A 22,478-nucleotide genomic window follows, 5' to 3' on the forward strand; every position below is an offset into this window, starting at 1 on the left:
ATCCGGAAGACATGTCCCAGTTTCTGCTCCTCTACCAGCTTTTTGATGATCAGGAAATCATCATCCCACCGTCTGTTCTGGTGTACAGTAAGTAATTTTCCTGTCTCTTTGGCTGCATTTTCCATTTCCAGCAGATCAGCGGAAGATAATGTCACCGGTTTTTCCGATATTACATTCTTCCCTGCATGCATGGCACGAATGGCGATGGGTTTGTGGCAGTCATTCGGAGTAGCGATCAGAACCACATCGATATCCGGATCTGCCAGCATGGCTTCTTCTGTTTCATATACAAAAAAGCCCTTCTCCTTCGCTTCTTCTCTCTTTTCTTCCTTGATGTCATAGATACCACCGATTACAGCTTCCGGAACATTGGAAAGGATCTCCGTATGCCATCTGCCCATGCCGCCATATCCGATCAGTCCGTAAACTACTTTGTTTTCCCTCATTTTACACCTCCATATATAATTATCACAACGTTACTGTTCACTCTGTGCCCAGTAACACGCTTCGCGATGTACAGAATTTATACGAATCGCATAAATCTTTGCGAACAACTATCAACTATCTTATGTTTTCTCAGATCCGGTAAAATCCTGCTGACTGTGCCGGAACAGTTATTTTTCCATTTTTAGCCTCTGCGGCTGCGCCAAAGTTATAGATTGCTTCTTTTGGCTCTGCATCGCATGCAAATGTTTTTGCCTCTGCGGCTGCGTTGATGATCACGAGGATCTTCTCATCACCGGCTTCACGGATATATGCCAGCGGATATGCATTCTTTTCTGCATAAACAAAAGTGATCTTTCCTCGGCTCTGCAGAGCTTTGTGGCTCTGACGGATCCGGATCAGTTTTTTTACTTCATGATACAGAGAATCCGGAGCTGCCATCTCTTTCTTTGCTGTTGGCCGATCTTTATCCGGATCCATGGCAATATACAGATCACTTGCCGGTGCACTGGAGAAGCCTGCGTTGGTGCTGTCATCCCACTGCATCGGAGAACGGGAACCGGTACGGTTGTAACCGCCTTCTACAGATTTCAGTCCTTCTACATAACGCATACCGATTTCATCGCCATAATAGATAAATGGCGCACCTGGCATAGACAGGATAAATGCAAAAGCCACTTTCAATTCATCACCGTGAAGATGGCGTGCCAGGCGGTCTACATCATGGTTTCCTGAAAACATACACATCAGACCTTTGCCGGCTGTCTTTTCACAGTTTTCTTTATAGGATTCTACGAAATCATAGATATTTCCTTTTGCACGGGATGAAAAATACGGCTCTTTGCAGCGGAACAGATCGTTGGAATGTGAAGTACCAAACTCCAGCAGAAAATCCATGTGGAATCCTCCCTCCAGAGATCTCTGTGGATCACCCCATTCAGATACCATTGCTGCATCCGGAAATTCTTTATCAAGGAATTCTCTGATCTGTTTCCATACGCGGATGGTTCCTTTTTTCTCCGGATCATTTTTCACCAGAGACTCTGCCATATCTACCCGGAAGCCATCACAGCCCATACCCAGCCAGAATCTCATTACATCTTCCATTGCTGCGATAGTTGCCTGTGGTCCTTCATCGTCGATTGACTGCTGCCACGGTTTCTCCGGATCCGGCTGATAGAAACCATAGTTTAATGCCGGCTGATTGGAGAAGAAGTTGACAGCCACCGCACCGTCACGCTCAGAGATACCTCTCAGAGAGCCGCCGAAGCTGACCTCCGGTGATTCCCATACTTTATCGGTCCAGATATAGCGGTCGGTATATGGGTTCTTATCTGCTTTCATGGATTCGATGAACCATGGGTGTTCTATAGAAGTATGTCCCGGCACCAAATCCAGCAGTACATGAATTCCTTTTTTATGTGCTTCTTCAAATAACTGTTTCAGATCTTCGTTTGTTCCGTAACGAGGAGCTACACGACAGTAATCTGCAACATCGTATCCTGCATCTCCAAACGGAGAGAGAAAACAAGGATTGATCCATAAAGCGTTACATCCAAGTTCTCTGATATAATCTAATTTTTCGATAATACCCTGAAAATCTCCGATGCCGTCCCCGTTAGTATCTTTAAATGACTGCGGATAGATTTCATAAAAAATTGCATCATCTAACCATTTTGACATTTTGTAAAACCCTCTTTCTTTCTAATGTTGTCTCGTTTCTCTATAACAACTACCTTCTTTTACCAGAATACTATTTATTTTCTTAGGTTTCAAACAATATACTATTTATTTCTGATACTATTCTATTATTTTTGTATAATGTTCTTGTGTTTCTTCTTATCCATATATTTTTTTTGGTTATTTTTATCCTTTATTTCATTCTCAAAAAATAATTTATATTATTTTGCACAGCAAAAAAGGGTTCCTGATGCCACAGATTTTCATTCTGCAACATCATACCCTTCTCTGTTTTCCGTTGCGACACGTATCATTATATGATATATTACAACTGATTCTTTTATATTTCCCGGAAACAGTATTCTTTGCAATACTATCCTATGATTTTAATTATTCTGCCGGAGATATTTATTTTACGGAGGCGTATGTTATGAATCTTTATGCGATAAAAGAAAAGTGCCAACACGGATCCATTCAGGTTCCATACAGTTACTATGACTGCGGTATACCGGATTATTTTACGAGTGTACCGCTGCACTGGCACAGTGAAATGGAATTAAATTACATAAAATCTGGAAATGGTTTTTTCAAATACGAGGATCAGACCATCTCTGCCAAACCGGGAGACATCTTTCTGATCCAGCCCAACGTCCTTCATGCTATCATGTCGGATGAGCACAGCTCTTTTTTTTATGATACCATTGTTTTTCATCAGAATATGCTGGTGGGAAGTTACGATGACCGTTGTTATACAGATATTCTGTTGCCGATCTTTTCTTCCAGACGAAGAGTTCTGGTCCCTGTATCTCAGGAAACCCCGGGGTATCATGAACTCCATGATTCGGTCCGGACTATTATGCAGTGTGCGCACAAAAATCTTGCAACGTCGGATCTGTTGCTGAAAAGCGAACTGCTCCGCTTATTTTATCTGCTGGCATCGACACCGGGACTCTGTACCGAACACACGGCTTCGACAGAATCCCGGCTAACCGAAACACTTCGGCCTGTTCTCACTTATATACAGAAACATCATTCCGAATCTGTTACCATAGAGCAGCTGGCAAAGATCGCTCATATGAGCAACAGTTACTTTATGAGCTGTTTCAAACAGAATTTCGGTCTCGGAGCCATTGAATATCTGAATCAGGTACGTATCCGATCAGCATGCGACCTTCTGCGCAATACGGATCGCAATATCTCCGACATTGCTTTCGATACCGGATTTCATAACCTTTCAAATTTCAATCGACAGTTTCGCACCAAGGTAGGATGTTCTCCTCAGACTTACCGAAAAGAATCCGTTCTTTCCTGATAGATCCAGTAAGTGATCATCAACATGATCCAGGCGCCGATCCAGGCAGATACTTCTGCCAGAGCAACACCACGAAAAGCCAGATATGGAGTCAGCAGCTTTACCATGACCACTCGAAGAGACACTTCCAGGACTCCTGAAAGCATCGGAACAAACGTATGTCCCATGCCCTGACACCCGTTGCGGAACACAAACAGCCATCCCAGAGGAAACAGACAGATGCCTGTAACCGCCAGAAAATCTCTTGTGTAAGAAATAATCGACGCATCATTTAACATGAAAGAAGTCAGAAACTCAGGAATACACAGCAACATCAGAGCCAGTGGAATATTTATCAGGATCGTCAGGATAACTCCTTCCCGGATACCGGTACGTATCCGCTCCTTTTTTCCGGCACCATAATTCTGTCCCACAAAAGTAAGAAGTGCCAGGCCCACTGTATTTGCCGGCTGTTCAAAAAGACCAAGGATCTTGGTGCATGCCGCATAGGCAGCCACATAGCTTGTTCCCATATTGTTGACAAATGTCTGTAATACCATTCCACCCACTGCAGTGACAGAATTCATAACGGCAACCGGCAGGCCTTTCAATGTCAGTTTTTTGATGATCACACCCAGTGGTTTCCAGTCCGTTTTTTTCGGGATCAGATTTTTTTCCTTTCCTATGTAGTAACAGCAGTAAAGGGCAGACAGAACCTGTGCCAGAACAGTGGCTAACGCTGCGCCAAAAACACCCATGTGTAACGGGAAAACGAATAACAGATCCATCAGAACATTAGCAATGGCGGAAATTATCATTGCAACCAGAGGCACCCTGCTGTTTCCGACGGAACGCAGAAGTGTCATGGCAAAATTATTAAAAATTGTAATGGTGGTTCCCGCAAGAATTGTTCCGAAATATTGCAGTGTTTCCGTCATCAGATCTTCTGGTGTATGGAGAAATGTAAATAATGGCCGCATGAAGGCCAGACTTACCACTGTGATCACAATCCCAACGGCCAGACAGATCCAGACAGACATTGCCAGCTCTTTACGAAGTTTTTCATAATTGCCACTTCCAAAAGACTGAGAAATACAGATTCCCAATCCTCCTGTCAGACCAATTGCGAAACCGATGATCAGAAAATGTACGGAACCGGTGTTTCCAACCGCCGCAAGTGCCGTATCGCCAATTCCTTTTCCCACCACCATAGAGTCTGCAAAGCTGTATAACTGCTGAAACAGATTTCCTGCCAGGATCGGCAGGAAAAACTGTACCAGCAAACGCATACAGTTTCCCTGCGTCATATCATTTGTCGTGTTCTTACCCATTATGTTACCTCCTGATGTCTAAACGGTACTTTCCAAATACTGTCTGCTTTTAGCCAGTATTTTACAACTAAAATGATACTTTTTCCATGACATTACTATTCTGTTTTGATACTATTCTATGATGTTGAGGCAAAAGTCAGAGTGAACAGTAACATTTTCTATTCTGCTGGCGTTCCCATATAGTAGAATCCTTTGCATACGTCCAGATGAATCTGTTTGAATGTGCCAATCATAGAAGCATCCCCCGGGAAATGTACCAGAAGATTATTGCCCATTCGTCCGGTTACCAGAGATGCATCCTGATCGTTGACACTCTCTACCAGAACTTCCTGTACCGTTCCCTCAAAACGGGAAGAACGTTCTCGTGCAATTTCCTGCACCTGCGCTAAAAGACGGTCAAAACGATCTTTTACAACCTCTTCCGGCACCTGATCCTCTTTGGCCGCTGCAGGTGTTCCGCTTCTTTTGGAATAAATAAAGGTAAATGCGCTGTCATATCCCACTTTTCCGACTACATCCATGGTCTCCAGAAAGTCTTCTTCTGTCTCTCCCGGAAATCCCACAATAATATCTGTCGTCAGAGAAATATCCGGCAATTTCTCACGAATCCGGTCAACCAGTGCCAGATAGGACTCTTTTGTATACCGACGGTTCATCTCTTTTAACACCCGGCTGCTGCCTGACTGCAGAGGCAGATGAAGATGCGGACAGATCTTTTTACTCTCAGCCATCACCTCGATCAGTTCATCGGACAGATCCTTTGGATGAGAGGTCATGAACCGGATCCTCTTCAGCCCTTCAATCTTTTCAATCTCTTTTAACAACTGTGCAAATGTAATCGGATGCTCCAGATTTTTTCCATAGGAATTTACATTCTGACCAAGCAGCATGACTTCCACCACACCGTCCGCTACCAGATGTTCGATCTCTCTTACGATATCTTCCGGATTCCGGCTTCTCTCACGGCCACGGACATACGGTACGATACAGTAACTGCAGAAGTTGTTGCATCCAAACATAATGTTGACACCGGATTTGAATTTGTATTTTCGATCTACCGGCAGGTCTTCCACGATCTGATCGGTATCTTTCCAGACATCGATGATCATCCGGTCCGATTCCATAGCATAACACAGAAGTTCCGGGAACTTGAAGATGTTATGGGTTCCGAAGATCAGATCCACGAACCGGTAACTCTTTTTCAGTTTTTCCACCACATGTGCTTCCTGCATCATACAGCCACACAGCGCAATCATCATATGTGGCTTCTTCTTTTTCATGCTGCCAAGATATCCCAGACGGCCATAGACACGCTGGTTGGCATTCTCACGGACTGTACAGGTATTGTAAATAACAAAGTCTGCTTCGTCTTCTTTATCTGTCTTGATATAACCGACCGCCTCCAGAATACCATCCAGTTTTTCGGAGTCGCGGGCATTCATCTGGCACCCGAAGGTAGTCGTACAGGCATATAACGGACGTCCCAGTTCTTCTGATTTTTCTCTGACATAGATGCGGGCTTTTTCAATAAACTGCTGTTGGCGTTTCTGTTCTTCAGCAGCGGTAAGAGTTTCTTTTTTATTTTCCATCTTTATTTTCATCCTTTCGCAACTGCGGTTTCGCTCCTGTTTTTCAGAAGGCAGTCACATCGTTTTTTTCGTAAATAATGGAACTGAGCGAATAGCGCGCAGTTACCGTGCAATCTATTATTATACTGGATGGTAAGGGTAATTTCAATGAATTTTTGACCTTTCCTTCCATCTATAGTATTATAAGAAGTTGATATCATAATAAAAATAATTACTTGATTCACAAGGGAGGATTACGATGAAACGAAAAAAAACTTTCTACATTCTCCGGTATATTTTCGCAGTCGTACTGATCATTGGCGGACTTGGAAATCTGTCTGCTTCTGTTCCGTTCGGCTTATGCGTTACTCTTGCCGGAGTGTCTCTTTTTCCATTTATCTGGAATCTGATTCGTAAAAAAGCAGCGGTTGCCCGATGGGTTCCGCTTCTGGTGCCGCTTTTGTTCTTTATCGCTGCCACACCGTTTACCCCGGAAAGTGCAGCGCAGTCCAGAACAATTGCCATTACTGATGAGGCCTCTGACACACCGGAAGCTGTTGTAACGGATACTCCGGAGATTACACCTGCGGAAGTTCCGACAGACACTCCCACACCTGAGACCACACCGGAAGAAACCGCAACTCCTACACCGACAGAAACTCCTACACCGGAGCCGACAAAAGAAGCCGGTGAGATGAAAGTTCATTTTCTGGATGTGGGACAGGGATTAAGTATCCTGGTACAGTCCGATGGGCAGACCATGATTTATGACGGTGGTGATAAGAGTACTTCCAGTTTTGTGGTTTCTTATCTGCAAAAACAGAATGTTACCACCATTGACTATCTGATCTCTTCCCATTATGACAGTGACCATATGGCAGGACTGATCGGATGTTTAAATGCTTTTGATGTAAAAAATGTAATTTCCAGTGATTATGAACATGACAGTAAACTGTATCAGTCCTTTATCCAGACAGTTGCCGACAAAGGACTTCCGATGCAGCATCCTGCAGTCGGTACTGAATTTTCTTTCGGAAGCGGAAGTTTTCAGATCCTGGCTCCGGCAACCATTGATCCGAATGACAGCAATAAGAATTCAGTGGCGATCAAACTGACAAATGGTGATAATTCTTTTATTTTCACCGGAGATGCGGAAAACACCAGTGAAAAAGCCATGTGTGAATCCGGCATTGACCTCTCCTGCGATGTACTGGTTCCGGGACATCACGGTTCTGCCACAGCTACCAGCTGGGATTTTCTCCAGGCAACCGTTCCGGAATATGCAGTGATCAGCTGCGGAAAGGATAACCAGTACGGACATCCGGATAAAGATGTGATGGACAAGCTGGAATCCATGGATATTCAGGTATATCGTACCGATAAACAGGGCACGATCATCGCTGTGAGTGACGGAACAACCATCACCTGGGACCAGGAACCGTGCAATGACTACAGCCCAGGAGATAAAGAGGATAAGGGAACACAGGCACAGACGAGCAAATCAAAAGGCAGCAATTCTTCAGGTTCGAAGGCAGCTGCAAATGAAAACTCCTCTTCCGGAAATAAGGAAGTCTCTGCTGCAAGTGCAGGTGCTTCCAGCCAGGTGGAAGCCACCCCACAGGTAACAGCGGCTCCACAGGATACTTCTTCTACTTCCAACGAAGAAATGGTATGGATCACAGCTACCGGATCCAAGTACCATAATAAAAATAACTGCGGACAGACTGACCCAAGCAAGGCAAGCGAGATCAGCAGGTCAGAGGCGGAAAGTCGGGGGTATGAGCCTTGTAAGAAGTGTTTTAGATAGGTATTTTTCGTTTTTAAAAAATACCGAATAAACTTTTCTGTAAATCATAAAAATGCATCTTGTTTTCAATGTAAACCTCTGTTTACTGAAAACAAAATGCATTTTTATGATTTCATATTTCCGAATCGTTATCTCTATTCCACTGTCACGCTCTTCGCCAGGTTTCTCGGTTTATCTACATCCAGTCCTTTCGCCACGGACACATAATATCCCATCAGCTGCAGCGGTATCACTGCCAGTGAAGTTGCAAAATGTGGATCTGTCTTTGGAATATACGTTACAAAGTCAGCAGTATCCTCAATATTATAATTGCCGTATGTCGTCAGTCCCATCAGATAAGCGCCACGGCTCTTACATTCTACCATGTTGCTGACGGTCTTTTCATACAGTGCCGGCTGGGTCAGACAGCCGATCACCAGTGTACCATCTTCAATCAGGGAAATCGTTCCATGTTTCAGTTCACCTGCGGCATATGCCTCAGAGTGGATGTAGCTGATCTCTTTCATCTTCAGGCTGCCTTCCATACTGATGGCATAATCAATGCCACGGCCAATAAAGAAAATATCTTTCGCATTGACCTGTTTTGCGGCAAACCACTGAAGGCGTTCTTTGTCATCAATGATCTTCTGAATCTTTTCCGGAAGCGTCTGCAGCTCTGCAATCAGACCGTCATATTGCTCCTGTGTGATCTCCTCTCTCACTTTCGCAAACTGGATCGCCAGCAGGTAAGAAGCAATCAGCTGAGTACTGTAGGCTTTTGTGGTTGCCACGGAGATTTCCGGTCCTGCCAGAGTGTAGAAGACATTATCTGCTTCTCTGGCGATGGAAGATCCGATCACATTGACGATTCCGAGAGTACGGACACCTTTTGATTTTGCTTCCCGAAGTGCGGCAAGGCTGTCTGCGGTTTCCCCTGACTGACTGATGATAATAGCAAGACCATTCTTATCTAACAGTGGTTTCCGGTAGCGGAATTCAGATGCCAGTTCCACACGAACCGGGATTCTTGCAAGATCTTCCAGCACATACTGCGCTGCCATACCTACATGATAGGCAGATCCGCATGCCACGATATAGATCTGACTGATGTTTTTGATTTCTTCCTCGGAAAGCCCCACATCGCTCAGATCGATCACACCATCATGCAGAACAGAATTCAGCGTATCTGCTACAGCTTTCGGCTGTTCATGGATCTCTTTGATCATAAAATGCTCAAATCCTGCTTTTTCTGCTGCTTCCGCATCCCATTCAATGACTTTCGGCTGTTTTTCCACCTCATCGCCATCCAGATTAAAGAACGTAATCTCTCCTTTTCTGACACGGGCCATCTCCAGGTTACCGATATAGTAAACATTTCTTGTATATTTTAAGATTGCAGGAACATCAGATGCAATAAAGGACTCTCCGTTTTCCACCCCAAGGATCATCGGGCTGTCTTTTCTCGCCACATAGATCTCTTCCGGATACTCCTTGAACATGATTGCTAGGGCATAAGAGCCACGGATACGAACCATGGCGTGTGTCAGGGCATCTACCGGTGTGCCTTCGTATTTTTTATAATAATAATCGACCAGTTTGACAGCCACTTCCGTATCGGTTTCTGAATAGAAGGTGTAGCCATTTCGAATCAGTTTGTCTTTTAATTCCTGATAGTTTTCAATAATACCGTTATGAACAGCTACCACATTGCCATCATCGCTCATATGAGGATGTGCATTATTCTCAGAAGGTTCTCCGTGAGTTGCCCAACGGGTATGCCCGATTCCACAGGTTCCCGGTACAGAGTCGCCACCATTGGTCTTTTCGATCAGTTTTTTCAGGCGGCCTTTGGCTTTGATCACCTCTGCCTGTTTTTCCCCGTCTCTGACTGCGATACCGGCAGAGTCATATCCACGGTATTCCAGTTTGGACAGTCCATCCAGTAAAACCGGGGCTGCGCTGTGCATTCCGGTATAGCCTACGATTCCACACATATTATTATTTCTCCTCTCAGATCGTTTGTGTTACTGCACTTGTTTTCGCGATTATGCATATACACTCACCATTCTGCCTGAAGTACCCGACAGAACAGTATGTTCTATTTTACGCCACATGACCTTTGGCTTTTACTACGCCAACTACCTGGTCGACATATTTCCGGCAGCATTCTTCGGTCTCGGCTTCCACCATGACACGAAGTAACGGTTCTGTTCCGGATTCACGGACCAGGATACGTCCGGTGTCTCCCAGTGCCTCTTCCACTGCTTTTACCGCAGCTTTCACATCCGGATCTTCCTGGGCAGCTGTCTTATCGACTACTCTTACATTTTCCAGAACCTGCGGATAAATAGTCAGACCTTCGGTCAGCTGGCTCATCTTTGCTTTTCTAGCCATCATGACTTCCATCATCTTCAGACTGGTCAGGATACCATCTCCGGTGGAAGCGTATTTTGAGAAAATGATATGACCGGACTGTTCTCCTCCGATCCGGCAGCCGTTCTGGTTCATATATTCGTATACATATTTATCGCCTACCGCAGTTTTTGCATAGCCGATACCCAGTTCATCGAACGCTTTATAAAGACCGAAGTTTGACATGACCGTAGTTACCACGGTGTTGGTCAGAAGTTTTCCTCTCTCTTTCATGTATTTTCCATAAATATAGAGAATGGCATCTCCGTCTACCAGATTGCCTTTTTCATCGACACACAGGCAGCGGTCGGCATCTCCGTCGTAGGCAAATCCTACATCCAGTCCGTTATCTACTACATATTTCTGCAGTCCTTCGATATGGGTGGATCCGGCGTTGTTATTGATGTTGGTTCCGTCCGGCTGGGCGTTGATCACATAGGTTTTGGCTCCCAGAGCATCGAATACGGCTTTCGCGATATTCCAGGAACTTCCGTTGGCACAGTCCAGACCAACCTTAATGCCTTTGAAAGAATACATACCAAGAGAAATCAGATAACCGACATAGCGGTTTCTTCCTGCCACATAGTCCACCGTACATCCGATCCGGTCTTTATGTGCATATGGTACTTCTTCATAAGTTTCACCAAATACTTCTACTTTTCCGTCCAGATAGTCTTCTACGAGAGCGATGGTCTCTTCATCCATCTTTTCTCCGTTTCCATTGATCAGTTTGATTCCATTATCATAATATGGGTTATGACTGGCGGAGATCATGATTCCGCAGTCAAAATTATCGGTTCTTGCCACATAGGCAACGGATGGGGTTGTGGTTACATGAAGCAGGTATGCATCTGCCCCGGAAGCTACCAGACCACCTACCAGTGTGTATTCAAACATATAGCTGGATCTCCGGGTATCTTTTCCGATTACGATCCGTGCCGGTGTATCATCCCCGTTTCTGCGTTTCTGTTCTCCGTAGTACCAGCCCAGGAATCGGCCGATTTTGTATGCGTGGTCTGCAGTTAGGTTTTCATTGGCTTCTCCACGGAAGCCATCCGTTCCAAAATATTTACCCATTTTTCTTTTTTCCCTTCATAATCACATCCGGCTGTTTGTTTCAGCCTTGGATTTTTTCATGTGTTTGTCGGTTACTTTCATGTTTTTATTGCATGATATGTCAATAATTGGTCCGCTGGGCCAATTTAAATTGGATTTATTGTAAATTCAATGGTTCTATCATAGTACAAATAGGGAAATGTTGCAAGTACTTTCATGGTTTTTAGAGATGGAAATGAAAAGTTGTTGTCTGACGGACGCCGAAAGAGCCCGGTTTCCAGGTGGACTCGCGTGGGCAGGGCAACTTTGAGCTAGTCGCTAACTTCGGCTATGATTCACGAGGGTCAGCTGACCCTCGCGAAAGTCTACGTAAGCGCCGGATCTCAAAGCTTGCCCTAACCGCCCACACAGTGCGAGTCCACCCAGGAAACCGGGCTCTTTCGGCTGACTTTTAGATATGATATGTTAAATCAGTTCACGTATTCTTGTTGTTTTTAAGAAACAGAATTTTTTTCATTCATGTTTATCTCTATTTGGTTTCGTTTATGTATTTTTTCGCATCTTTCAGGAAACTTCCAACAATTAACAAAATTACCACTCCAATCGGAAAGGCAGCCACAATACTCACACTTTGCAGATTGCTCATGGAGCTTTCCGCAAACAGTAATGCGATCGGCAATGCGATCAGCAGAAGGCACCACATCAGCTGGATTCCCCGGTCGGGTTGTTCGCCTTCTTCGAGTTTGCGGTAACTGTAGCAGGAGGCTGTCAGGGCAATGGAGTCAAAGGAAGTTGCGTAGAAGGCAACCATCGTCAGCAGTACTATTACCATGATAACCGGGGCACAGGGCATGGTTTTGATCATGGATACGATCATTCCATAGAGATCGCCATCTTTCAGGTATTGTGCGATAAAATCAGCTTTTCCGGTTACCTGCATTCCCATGGAGTAATTGCCGAGGATGATAAAACTGATCAGAGTGGATCCAACGCCGAAACCATAACCTCCCAGAATAGTCTGGCGGACGGTTCTTCCACGGGAGATGCTGCCGATGAAAAACGGTGCTGCCACACACCAGACCATCCAGTATGCCCAGTAATAAATCGTCCAGTTCTGTGGAAAGTTTGAGGTTCTCAGAGGATCCGTAAAGGTAGAAAGACCGATAAAGTTCTGAACCATGGTTCCCAGTGAACTCAGACCTGTCTCGATGATATAACGGGTTTCACCTCCAAACAGAAGGACAACAGCCAGCAATCCAAAAAAGAGATATATACAGATATTTGCCAGTCTGCTGATCCCCTTAAATCCGTGGAGCAAAGAATATGTATATACAGCACATGTTACCAGTAAAATAATGGCATTGATAACTGTCCGGCTTACTGTAATATGAAAAAGCTCTCCGATGATCGTTGCCATCAGCGGTGTTGCCACACTGAAGGTTGTTGCCGTTCCTGCAAGCAGGGCAAATACAGCCAGAAGATCAATGATTCTTCCTGCCCAGCCATCGGTATGTTTCCCCAGGATCGGACGGCAGGCTTCAGAGTATTTCTGGCGGTTTCTTTTTCTTACATGGAGCATAAAACCGAATGCCACAGCCAGTACCAGATAGAATCCCCACGGGATAAAACTCCAGTGAAACAGCGGATAGACGCCTGCCCATTCCTGGATGCTTCCCATCTCTTCCAGGTGAGGATCTGTCGCATATAATACCCATTCCGAGAAAGAGTAAAATAAAATATCCGCTGCAAGACCGCAGGTAAACATCATTGCTCCCCAGGAAAAGAAAGAGTATTTCGGCTTTTCTCCTTTTTCACCAAGTACGATATCGCCGTATTTCGATCCTGCGATATACAGAGACAACAGGAAAATTCCAAGTCCGATCACCAGATAATATGTTCCAAAAGTATCTCCGAAGAAAAACCGGATCTGGCTCAGAACTGCATTTGACTGATCCGGCAGGAGAAAAAACAGGATGCACAGTGCAATCACGATTCCAAGAGGAACCAGTGTAATCATCCAGTCGATCTTTCCTTTTGTATTTGTTATATTTTTATTCATCACTATGTTACTCCTTTTTTGTGTATAAATCACGGTAGCTGTTATCCAGGGCGATCAGCTCTTCCAGGTTATCCACCTCGATCAGATCACCCGGATGCATCGGTCGGATGCCAAGCCGGTATTCCTCCGGATAGCAGAACATCGCCACATCGTCCCAGTAGATCTGTCTGTTTTTCTTCTCTTCAAATTCCACTTCCAGGTGATGTTTCAGCCGTTTTCCATCTTCTTTGCTCCATCGGGAGATGCTGTACAGCTGCCAGCCACCCTTCCCTCCGTTTCTGCTGCAGGAAACAACGATTCCGTCTTCTACCTGCTGCAGCCATTCATCCGTCTCTTCGTCCGTCCAGATACTGTTATAACCGGAACGTTCAAACTCCGGAGAAAGGATTGTTCTGTTATACACAATCTGATCACCGTCCAGGATCATGGCATTTTCTATATGATCCCGCGCTACATACAGTGAAGAAATGTTGTTGCAGGTATCATAATAAGGATTTTCAATAATTGTCACACCCGGATATTCCTGTTCCAGCGTGTAAAACTGTTCTTTCAGATAACCAACCACAATATAAATTTCCGTGATCCCATTCTCATGAAGACCCTGAATCACTGTATCGATCATCCGCTCACCGTTGACTTTCACCAGTGGTTTCGGTGTGGTCAGTGTGACTGGCCGCATCCGGTTGCCCAGACCGGCAGCCATAATAATTGCCCGTTCTGCTTTATTCATGATTTTTTGCTCCTTTGATTTGACTGAGTTCTTCCTTTACAATTCTATAATACTCTTTCGCATATCGGTACTGCCGCAGCGAATACTCGCCAAACTCTACACCCAGACTTTTTTTATACTCACACCAGTTGCTCCACAAAAGTCCGCATGCTGCGATATAGCAGTAGATCTTGATCCGGATCTCATTTTTGCACCCCTCCGGAAAATAAGCATCGATCAGCGCATCCACCTGTTCTCTGTCATACATCGCATAAACAGCAAACATGGCAATATCTACATGAGGATCCTGCATCCCTGCGTACTCCCAGTCTATCAGGCGGATCTCCTCTTCACCGTTTTTTTCTATAAACAGAAAATTATCCGGCACTGCATCGATATGGGTCAGTACCTTTTCCCCACTCCACTGTTCAATATATGGACGAAGTTCCAGTACATGCTCTTTTGTCTTCTGATAATCCCGGTAATCTGAGGGAGTATTACCCCACAGCTTTTCGTAAAACTCCATCTGCCCGAAAATATCAAAGGTATGCTCCACCTGCAGTTTCATCTCATGAAACCTTCTCAGGCGCTTCATGCATTTTTCCACGTCCCCGGGACAGTCAGGATCACAGACTCTCGCACCTTCCAGAAATTCCGTGATCTTGTATCCATTCTCCGGATTGATATATGCAATGTCATCGCATATTTTCTTTCCGTCGATGGTCTGATAAACTGCTGCTTCTTCCCTCCGGTCGATCAGCTGTTCCGTTCCCTCACCGGGGATGCGCATAATGTATTTTTTTCCCTTAGTTGTAAATAAGAAGGATCTGTTGGTCATTCCCTTTTTCAGTACGGTGATATCGGTAATCTCGTCCTGTTTTACACCAAGTGCCTGGCAGATTACCTGGATCGCATCGGTTTTTAACTGGCCGGAATGGCTGTCAAGTTCCCGCAGCTGTTCGTATGTATTGATTTCTACAACATCCGAACTGTGTACCACCCTGGCAGCAACGATCATTTTATCTTTTCGATATAATGCTTCCTCCCAGAAAACACCGTCATATCGCAGATCCCTGCTCAGCTTTTCTATGTTTTCCGCAACGATACCTGCTTCTTCCCCGGTCAGATAACAGATTCCGATCATTGCATTGCCGCCATTTCCTTCCGGAACCGTGACCAGTTCCATTTTCCGGTTGACGCGGACAGAACTTTCATTTTCCACCAGATCACTGACCATGTACCAGGAGTAGGACTCGTACCGGTCAAAGGGATTCCGGTCGCACCAGATGTCACAGGGAATGATATACGCATTCTCCAGATGGCGTCTCACCAGCCTGACAGAATGTAAATTGTTTTTCGTCATATAGTCCGGATTAACCACCAGTTCCACACCAAACTCATCGATCAGATACTCATATCGCTCTTTCATAAATCCGACTACCACATAGATCTCCCGGATCCCGACTTCGTGAAGCTGGCGGATCTGCCTCTCGATCAGAGGTTCTTTGTTGACTTCCAACAGTCCTTTCGGCACCTCCGTGTTGATGGGAACCATCCGCATCCCGAAACCGGCTGCCAGGATAATCGCTCTTTTCGGAGACCGCTCCTGAAATTCTTTCTTTGCCCGGGAAGTCGGCCATAACTGCTCATCCAGATACCCCTGAGCCACCAGTTCTTTCACCGACCGATTCACCACCCCCAGCGAATGTCCGGAAGCTTCTGCCAGCATCCGCTGGTTGATAAAGGGAGTCTGTAATAATATTTTCATGATATCGCTTTCTTGTTTGTTCATATACAGTCTGTTTTCTCCTTTTGTGAACATTTGATTTATAAATAACCCGGTCTTCACCTGGAAAACCGGGTACGAATTACTCTTGTCATACTTTAGCACAATAAACAGGATTTGTCAAATTATCTCCCTGATTTTCTCCTGCAGGATCTTTCCCACCACTTCGGAAAACTGCTGAATATTCTCGATCCGCACAAAATCTCGTCCAAAGATCCGGTGAGCGGTCTGGAGTCCGCGCTCTGTCCCCATGAAAATACCTACGACCTGAATGCCTTTCCTTTTCAGGTGCTGTACCTGTTCGGTCGTGTCTTCCACTGCAATCTGATCCGTGTATTCTCTGTTTTTGTAAAATGCACCTTCTGCTGCGATCCGGTCATCCTGCGGGCTGCCATCGGTGAGGACGAGCAATAACTTTTTCTCCTGTTCACTGTTTTCCATCAGATGACCGGCTCCCCGAAGTGCCAGTCCGTCGCGGTTATTCCCCGCCGCCACATAGGAAAATACCTCTTCTGCCCGGTCTATCTCCCCGTAAGACTGAAACAACCGCAAAACCGTATATCCGCGAATACTGCAATAAGAATACACCTGTAGCGGAATCCTGCAAAGATCCAGACTTTTCACAAGAATATAGGATTGCGCTGCAATCTGTTCCTGACTGTCTTTCCGGGAGGAGGACGCATCAATCAGGATATCTACGGAGAACCCTGCATCTGATACCTCTTCTCTTTTTTCAAAGATTCTTGTATCCTCCAGATACAGTGCTCTCCATACCTGACTGGCACAGATTTTTCCCTGTCTTGCCCGTAAAGGAACGTCATCAAGGCGAGTATCCAGTTCCAGACGGAGTTTTTCTGTCATTCTGCGGATACTGTTCTCATAGATGGTTCGATTTTTCTCGTAATACTGCCGATTTTTTTCTGTCTGTCTTCTGCAATTCTCCCGGAACTCCTGAATCTCCTTTGCCTCTCTTCTGTCAATCTTCTTTTCCGCTTCAGCCGCTTTTTCGTTCCACCGTTCTCCGGCCGGAGAAACAGCCTTCGAATATCCTTCGGTTATATAAATATGGCTGTTTTTATGATTCTCTGTACACAATTCTTCTTCCATCAGTTTTTCTTCCCCGGGAGAACAGATACTGGAACCAAAACATCCCTCAATATACGCCCGGTCTTTTTCCCCGTCTCCCTTCCTGGAAAACTGAAGCAGATAATGTCTGGCTCTTTCCATGGTTCCTCCGTTTCCGGACTCTTCCCACACCGGATCGTCATACCGCTTTGTCTTCACGTAGGTAGCATGCATCTTGCCGATCGAATGAAATGCAGGCAGCAGTTTTTGCAGAAAATACGTTCCCCGCTCTTTTTTTACCGGCTTCGGTTCATAAGAAAAATATTTCCACAGGATCACTTTCATCCTGGCGATGATCTGTTCGATCTCCATATCTCCGGTAAACGTCAGTTCCTGAAGCAGTTCTTCCATTCTTCCGGATAACCCGGAGTCCTGACCCAGAATAGCCGCACAATGTCCGTTTCGCAGCTGATCAATCAGTTCATATTCTTTAAACGAACGATACCTCCCCAGATTTTCCTGTGCATATTCCTGGCGAAGATCCGTAAGTGCCGGCCGATGCGCCTGTTCTTTTTCGTATAATGCCTGTTCCAGACCGATCCACAGCATCCCCTGATACAGTTCCTCCTGCCTGCCACCGAGCATATGAAAAAATGTTTCCAGTTTTTGGGCATCATACCACTTATAACTGAGACCGATAATAATATTCAGATACATATCCGCCGTCCCATCCGGTGCATAGGCGAGAAACAGCGGTTCCAGCCCATATTGTTCCGCCGCTGCCCAAACAAAATTTCTCACTCTCCGTTCTTCCTGCATCTCCTGCTGTTCCATGTCTTTGCACTGTCCTTTTATTATGATAGAGTGTTTATGCGAATTCTTTTCTGCAAGAACCACATTTTTCTTCAAATAAATCTTCCGGTTTCATCTTTTTTGAGATTCGTCCCCGAATCGTATCCTGAATCAGTGTCTGCTCATATGGGTCAAAGGTTTTATTGGTAATTCCCATGTCCAGCGCATCCTGTACGTTCAATCCTTTTTCCATCAGTGCCACACCGTCAAGAAGCCCCCGAAGATCCATGGCACGGGAAGAAATCTGGGCATTTTCACACTTTTTCTGAAGATCCAGGTAGACGGCTGCCAGTTCTTTTGCACCTTCAGTTTTCAGTGTCGGATAGTGATCCTGTAATAACAAAATCAGGTGTTCCTGCGAGATCATCGGCATCCGGATCACCACAAAGCGGGAAACCAGTGCTTCGTTCAGTTCTTTTGTTCCCGCATACCCATAGTTCATCGTGGCGATGAAACGGGTGGCCGGGTGCAGGTCGATCCGCTCATATCCCGGCACATCGATGCTTCTTCGAAAGTCCAGCGTTCCATGAAGTACCGCCAGAGCTTCATTTTTTGCCATATTAATCTCGTCGAGCACCGCAAATCCACCATGCTGCGCCGCACAGCAGATCGGACCCGGACGGAAAATTACTTCCTGTTTTTTAAAAGTATCCATACCGATCAGAGATGCAGCATCCATATTGACATGAAACGATACATCCCACCGCGGTCTTGCGAATGCGGCGGCAAGATTTTCCGCAAAAATATTTTTTCCGGTGGCTTTATGACCAACAAGCAAAATATTTTTCCCGCATAAAAGTGCCGTCACTGCCCTTTCCCAGATATCTGTTCCATAATAAATGTTACTCGGAACGGGTATCCTGGACTGAAACTGTGGCTCCACGGGATATTGTTTTCGAAATTCAAGTATGGACTCCTTTAATTCCGGTCTGATCTGCAGAGGCTCTATGATATCAAACACCATTGATTACTTCCTTTCTGTTTCTTTCTGAAATGCTGTAACTATCATATCACAAATCTGTTATTTGTAAAATCAATCCGGTTGTGAAGCTGTTGCTTTCGTGATAAGATATCTGCATACATTATTTATGAGGGGGGAAGGTTCATGAAAAAATGTTCAAGCTGCGGTGCGGCTTATAATGACAGCACAAATTTTTGCAGTTCCTGCGGCACACGGCTGACTGCTGTGTCAGCACAAAGATCCAGACATCCCGGGCCTAAAAAGAAGCAGCACAGGCTCGTTGGCCGTCTGGCTGTTCCCGCTGTCGTTCTTATTCTTGTTTTATCCACCGTTTTTATTTTCTTCTGTCGAAAGGAGTATAAGCCTTTGATCGTTGAACATAATCCATCTATCTATACCTACGAAGATCTGGTTTCAGATACTGATCTGTTAAAATCCCGTTATTCCTCCGTTTTCTCTGCGGACAGTCTCGGAGAAACTGCAGATGGGCGGCAGATTCTCCATTTTATTATCGGAAATGAAGATGCTTCCAGAAAAGTACTGGTCAACGGCGGTATTCACGCCCGGGAATATATCACCTGTCAGCTTGTCATGAAGCAGACAGTCTCTTTCCTTAAACATATAAAAAGCGGAGATTCCTACGGAGATATTTCCTATAAAGATCTGCTTCAGGATACAGCGATCCATGTGATCTGCATGGTAAATCCAGATGGTGTTTCCATCAGTCAACAGGGACTGGACGGTGTTCAGACCGATACAGTCCGGAAGAATCTGGAACAGATCTCACAGATGGATGGGGCTTCTCTTTCAGATAATGATTATCTCGAACAATGGAAATCCAATGCAAACGGTGTGGATCTGAACCGAAACTTTGATGCTTTATGGGACAGTTACGCGGATCCTGCCGGACGCCCATCTGCCGATCATTACAAAGGAACGGCACCCGGATGTGAGGCAGAAAGTAATGCTCTTATTCAGCTTACTCTACAGGAACACTTTTCCCGTACGATCAGCTATCACACACAGGGAGATGTCATTTACTGGTATTTCGGCCAGGAAGGCAGTCTCTACGACCAGACTCTCTCTTTTGCCAACACGATCGCTGCTGCAACAGGCTATCCACTGGACGCTGATTATCAGGCTCTCGATCCCGCCGGGTATAAGGACTGGGCGATTCTGAGTCAGGGGATTCCCAGTCTGACCATCGAAGTCGGCACCGGAGATACCCCTGTTTCACCTGATCAGTTTGAAACTATCTGGGAGGAAAATCAGTTTGTGTGGGAGGAAATGCTTAAAACGTTATAATTATACATAAAAGACAGCCATACAGGAGTAAATCTTTGTCTTCCTCTGTATGACTGTCTTTTTCGATTATTTGCTTACAGATTTGTATTTCTCAGATCCAGCTGTCATCTCCACCGGTGATCGCCAGGCTCAGCAGGGCATCCATTTTTTCTACTTCTTCCACACCTTCTATTTTCTCGATCAGTTCTGCGGTATCAAGAACATCTTCCAGGGACTCATCCGGACCGATTTCATAGTCAATCTCGGCTTCGCAGTCCGGGCATGGGATTTTTTTCATCGTCTGCAGGGACAGGAATCGATTGCCGCATTTTTTACATTCATAAAATCCGCACTCTTTGGTGCCGTCTGGTACGTAATACATTATTTTATACTCCTCTTTTCTTTCTGAGAATAAGCAAAAAAGTCATCCGCTTTCTTATCAATTTTACCATTCCCACAACCGGATAGCAAGTATCACGACTGCCTGCTTTATTTTCATCTTGCTATTTTCCCCTGGAACAGATACAATAAGTACAGATCTTTTCCATCCTGTGGCTAGGGGTAAATCAATTTTTATACAGGGAGAATTCTAATTATGATACGTTTTAATAATGATTACAATCACGGTGCCCATCCTGAGATTCTGGAGGCGTTGCGTGCTGTCAATGATAATAGTTTTGGAGGGTACGGTGAAGATGAATGGTGTAAAAAAGCAGCCGACCTGATCAGAGAAAGAGTTCATTGCCCGGATGCAGCCATTCACTTTTTCCCGGGTGCTACGCAGGCAAACTTTATCGTGATCGCCAGTGCGCTTTCTTCTGTTCAGAGTGTGATCGCTGCAGATACAGGACATATTAACTGTCACGAGGCAGCTTCCGTGGAAAATACAAACCACAAGATTCAGACGATTCCAAATACAGACGGAAAAATCACCGCCACACAGATTGACGCATGCGCCGGTGCTTATTATGAGGAAAACGAACCGGAATATTATACAGAACCTAAGATGGTTTATTTGTCTTTTCCTACCGAACAGGGCACTTTGTATTCACTGGAAGAGTTAAAAGCAATCCGTAAGGTTTGTGATAAATATGGAATGTATTTGTTTGTGGACGGCGCACGTCTTGGATATGGACTTGGTGCTGTGGAAAATGATATCAGCGTTGAGGATTTTGCAGCTCTTACGGATGTTTTTTATTTTGGCGGAACAAAATGCGGCGCTTTGTTTGGTGAGGCTGTGGTTATCACTTCGAATGATCTGAAACGGAGATTTAAAGCTTTTATGAAGCAAAACGGAGCAGTTCTGGCAAAGGGATGGCTTCTGGGACTGCAGTTTTATACGTTGCTGGAGAATGATCTTTATTTTGAAATCACGAAAAAAGCGGATGTGCTGGCTATGAAAATCCGGGATGCTTTTGCAAAGAAAGGGATTCCTTTCTGGGTAGAGAGTCCTACGAATCAGCAGTTTGTGATTTTGAATGAAAAGCAGCAGGAAGTGCTTGGACAGAATTATACATTTGAAAAAACCGGAAGTACACCGGACGGGGTTATTGCGAGATTTTGTACGAGTTGGGCTACCACAGAGGAAGAAGTGGCTCAGTTGATCGGGGATATTGAGAAATTGTAACTTGTCTGTTGTTCGTTCGAAGAGGGAGCTTCAGGACTTCAGGACGGACGAAAGGACGGACGAAAGGACGGACGAAAGGGAGTGCATGCCCGTTGGGAGCGGACAACCGCTGGTAACGCAAATCTGAGCTAATCGTCAACTCCGACTATGTTCACGAGGGTCGGCTGACCCTCGTGAAAGTCTGCGTAGACGCTGGATCTCATCTTTGCTAAAAGCACCAGCAAAAAAGGCTGTCCGCCCCCACCGGGCATGCACTCCCTTTCTGGGTATTGGCTGTAAACAAAACAAAAAGTCTTTTCTGAACGTCTTAGTCGAGGTTAATAAACCGGTTTCTATCCTTTATTTATTTTTATATTTTCGGGCAATCTCCTGCATTTGCTCCCATTTCTGTTCCATGTCCCACACCAGTTTCAGCTGTGTTCTCGCACGATCCAGATTGTGGGTCGGATAATCAACCTTAAAGTATGTATCCCCGGAGAGATAATCTGTCAGGAATCTCATACCACACTCATAAGTCATTACCTTCGCCCCGATCGGCAGACACTCAATCTCCATATCGGTCAACGC

At 45.1% G+C, this 22,478-nt stretch carries 16 protein-coding genes and 2 pseudogenes; 5 read left to right on the plus strand and 13 right to left on the minus strand.

Going from position 1 to position 22,478, the window contains the following annotated elements:
* Positions 1–446, minus strand: a 446-nt coding sequence (locus tag MSA64_RS10630) for a Gfo/Idh/MocA family protein (RefSeq protein ID WP_287891570.1), incomplete at its 3' end; no start/stop codon positions are given.
* 130 nt (positions 447–576) lie between these two features.
* Positions 577–2,127 (minus strand): alpha-amylase family glycosyl hydrolase, encoded by a 1,551-nt coding sequence (locus tag MSA64_RS10635; protein WP_022171792.1) that lies wholly within the window; start codon positions 2,125–2,127, stop codon positions 577–579.
* A 427-nt stretch (positions 2,128–2,554) separates the two neighbouring features.
* Here MSA64_RS10635 and MSA64_RS10640 point away from each other — a divergent pair, with 427 nt between their 5' ends.
* Positions 2,555–3,436 carry an AraC family transcriptional regulator gene (locus MSA64_RS10640; protein WP_287891571.1) on the plus strand — a complete coding sequence of 294 codons (882 nt, stop codon included), beginning with the start codon at positions 2,555–2,557 and terminating at the stop codon, positions 3,434–3,436.
* Here the strand turns inward: MSA64_RS10640 and MSA64_RS10645 are convergent.
* Positions 3,409–4,746 carry an MATE family efflux transporter gene (locus tag MSA64_RS10645; protein ID WP_287891572.1) on the minus strand — a complete coding sequence of 446 codons (1,338 nt, stop codon included), beginning with the start codon at positions 4,744–4,746 and terminating at the stop codon, positions 3,409–3,411. The two genes, MSA64_RS10640 and MSA64_RS10645, sit on opposite strands and share 28 nt — an antisense overlap.
* A 158-nt stretch (positions 4,747–4,904) precedes the next feature.
* Positions 4,905–6,335 carry a tRNA (N6-isopentenyl adenosine(37)-C2)-methylthiotransferase MiaB gene (gene miaB, locus MSA64_RS10650; protein ID WP_227339012.1) on the minus strand — a complete coding sequence of 477 codons (1,431 nt, stop codon included), beginning with the start codon at positions 6,333–6,335 and terminating at the stop codon, positions 4,905–4,907.
* 238 nt (positions 6,336–6,573) lie between these two features.
* Between miaB and MSA64_RS10655 the strand changes: the two genes are divergently transcribed.
* Entirely contained in the window at positions 6,574–8,121 is a 1,548-nt protein-coding gene (locus tag MSA64_RS10655) for a ComEC/Rec2 family competence protein (RefSeq protein ID WP_287891573.1), read from the plus strand.
* 134 nt (positions 8,122–8,255) lie between these two features.
* Here MSA64_RS10655 and glmS read toward each other — a convergent pair whose 3' ends face one another.
* The 7 genes from glmS to MSA64_RS10690 form a co-directional block, all read right to left on the minus strand.
* Entirely contained in the window at positions 8,256–10,094 is a 1,839-nt protein-coding gene (gene glmS / locus MSA64_RS10660) for a glutamine--fructose-6-phosphate transaminase (isomerizing) (RefSeq protein WP_117525992.1), read from the minus strand.
* A gap of 109 nt (positions 10,095–10,203) precedes the next feature.
* Complete coding sequence (glmM, locus tag MSA64_RS10665) at positions 10,204–11,589, minus strand: phosphoglucosamine mutase (protein ID WP_022172174.1); 1,386 nt, start codon at positions 11,587–11,589, stop codon at positions 10,204–10,206.
* A gap of 508 nt (positions 11,590–12,097) precedes the next feature.
* Positions 12,098–13,627: a BCCT family transporter gene (locus MSA64_RS10670; protein ID WP_154431193.1), complete on the minus strand. Its 1,530-nt coding sequence runs from the start codon at positions 13,625–13,627 to the stop codon at positions 12,098–12,100.
* Between the two features lie 7 nt (positions 13,628–13,634).
* Positions 13,635–14,357: an NTP transferase domain-containing protein gene (locus tag MSA64_RS10675; protein WP_277664133.1), complete on the minus strand. Its 723-nt coding sequence runs from the start codon at positions 14,355–14,357 to the stop codon at positions 13,635–13,637.
* On the minus strand, positions 14,350–16,128 hold the full coding sequence (locus tag MSA64_RS10680) for a phosphotransferase (protein ID WP_287891575.1): 1,779 nt from the start codon (positions 16,126–16,128) through the stop codon (positions 14,350–14,352). The genes MSA64_RS10675 and MSA64_RS10680 overlap by 8 nt, the downstream gene beginning before the upstream one ends.
* 114 nt (positions 16,129–16,242) lie before the next feature.
* On the minus strand, positions 16,243–18,021 hold the full coding sequence (locus MSA64_RS10685) for a hypothetical protein (protein ID WP_287891576.1): 1,779 nt from the start codon (positions 18,019–18,021) through the stop codon (positions 16,243–16,245).
* A gap of 34 nt (positions 18,022–18,055) precedes the next feature.
* The gene (locus MSA64_RS10690) at positions 18,056–19,003 is read right to left on the minus strand and encodes an AAA family ATPase (protein ID WP_287891577.1); all 948 of its coding nucleotides are present in this window, start codon (positions 19,001–19,003) and stop codon (positions 18,056–18,058) included.
* Positions 19,004–19,144: 141 nt separating this feature from the next.
* On the opposite strand from MSA64_RS10690, the pseudogene MSA64_RS12240 reads away from it, so the two are divergent.
* Both MSA64_RS12240 and MSA64_RS10695 read left to right on the plus strand, forming a co-directional pair.
* Positions 19,145–19,213: pseudogene (locus tag MSA64_RS12240) on the plus strand (zinc-ribbon domain-containing protein); the annotation flags it as partial.
* Between the two features lie 153 nt (positions 19,214–19,366).
* Positions 19,367–20,305: a M14 family zinc carboxypeptidase gene (locus tag MSA64_RS10695; RefSeq protein WP_287891578.1), complete on the plus strand. Its 939-nt coding sequence runs from the start codon at positions 19,367–19,369 to the stop codon at positions 20,303–20,305.
* A gap of 91 nt (positions 20,306–20,396) precedes the next feature.
* Here MSA64_RS10695 and MSA64_RS10700 read toward each other — a convergent pair whose 3' ends face one another.
* Complete coding sequence (locus MSA64_RS10700; protein ID WP_277664128.1) at positions 20,397–20,666, minus strand: hypothetical protein; 270 nt, start codon at positions 20,664–20,666, stop codon at positions 20,397–20,399.
* Between the two features lie 213 nt (positions 20,667–20,879).
* Between MSA64_RS10700 and MSA64_RS10705 the strand changes: the two genes are divergently transcribed.
* Complete coding sequence (locus MSA64_RS10705; RefSeq protein WP_117525985.1) at positions 20,880–21,911, plus strand: threonine aldolase family protein; 1,032 nt, start codon at positions 20,880–20,882, stop codon at positions 21,909–21,911.
* 339 nt (positions 21,912–22,250) lie between these two features.
* Here the strand turns inward: MSA64_RS10705 and MSA64_RS10710 are convergent.
* Positions 22,251–22,478: pseudogene (locus MSA64_RS10710) on the minus strand (mucin desulfatase); the annotation flags it as partial.

The organism is Oliverpabstia sp., from assembly GCF_022785585.1.
GTDB classification, from domain to species: Bacteria; Bacillota; Clostridia; order Lachnospirales; family Lachnospiraceae; genus Oliverpabstia; species Oliverpabstia intestinalis.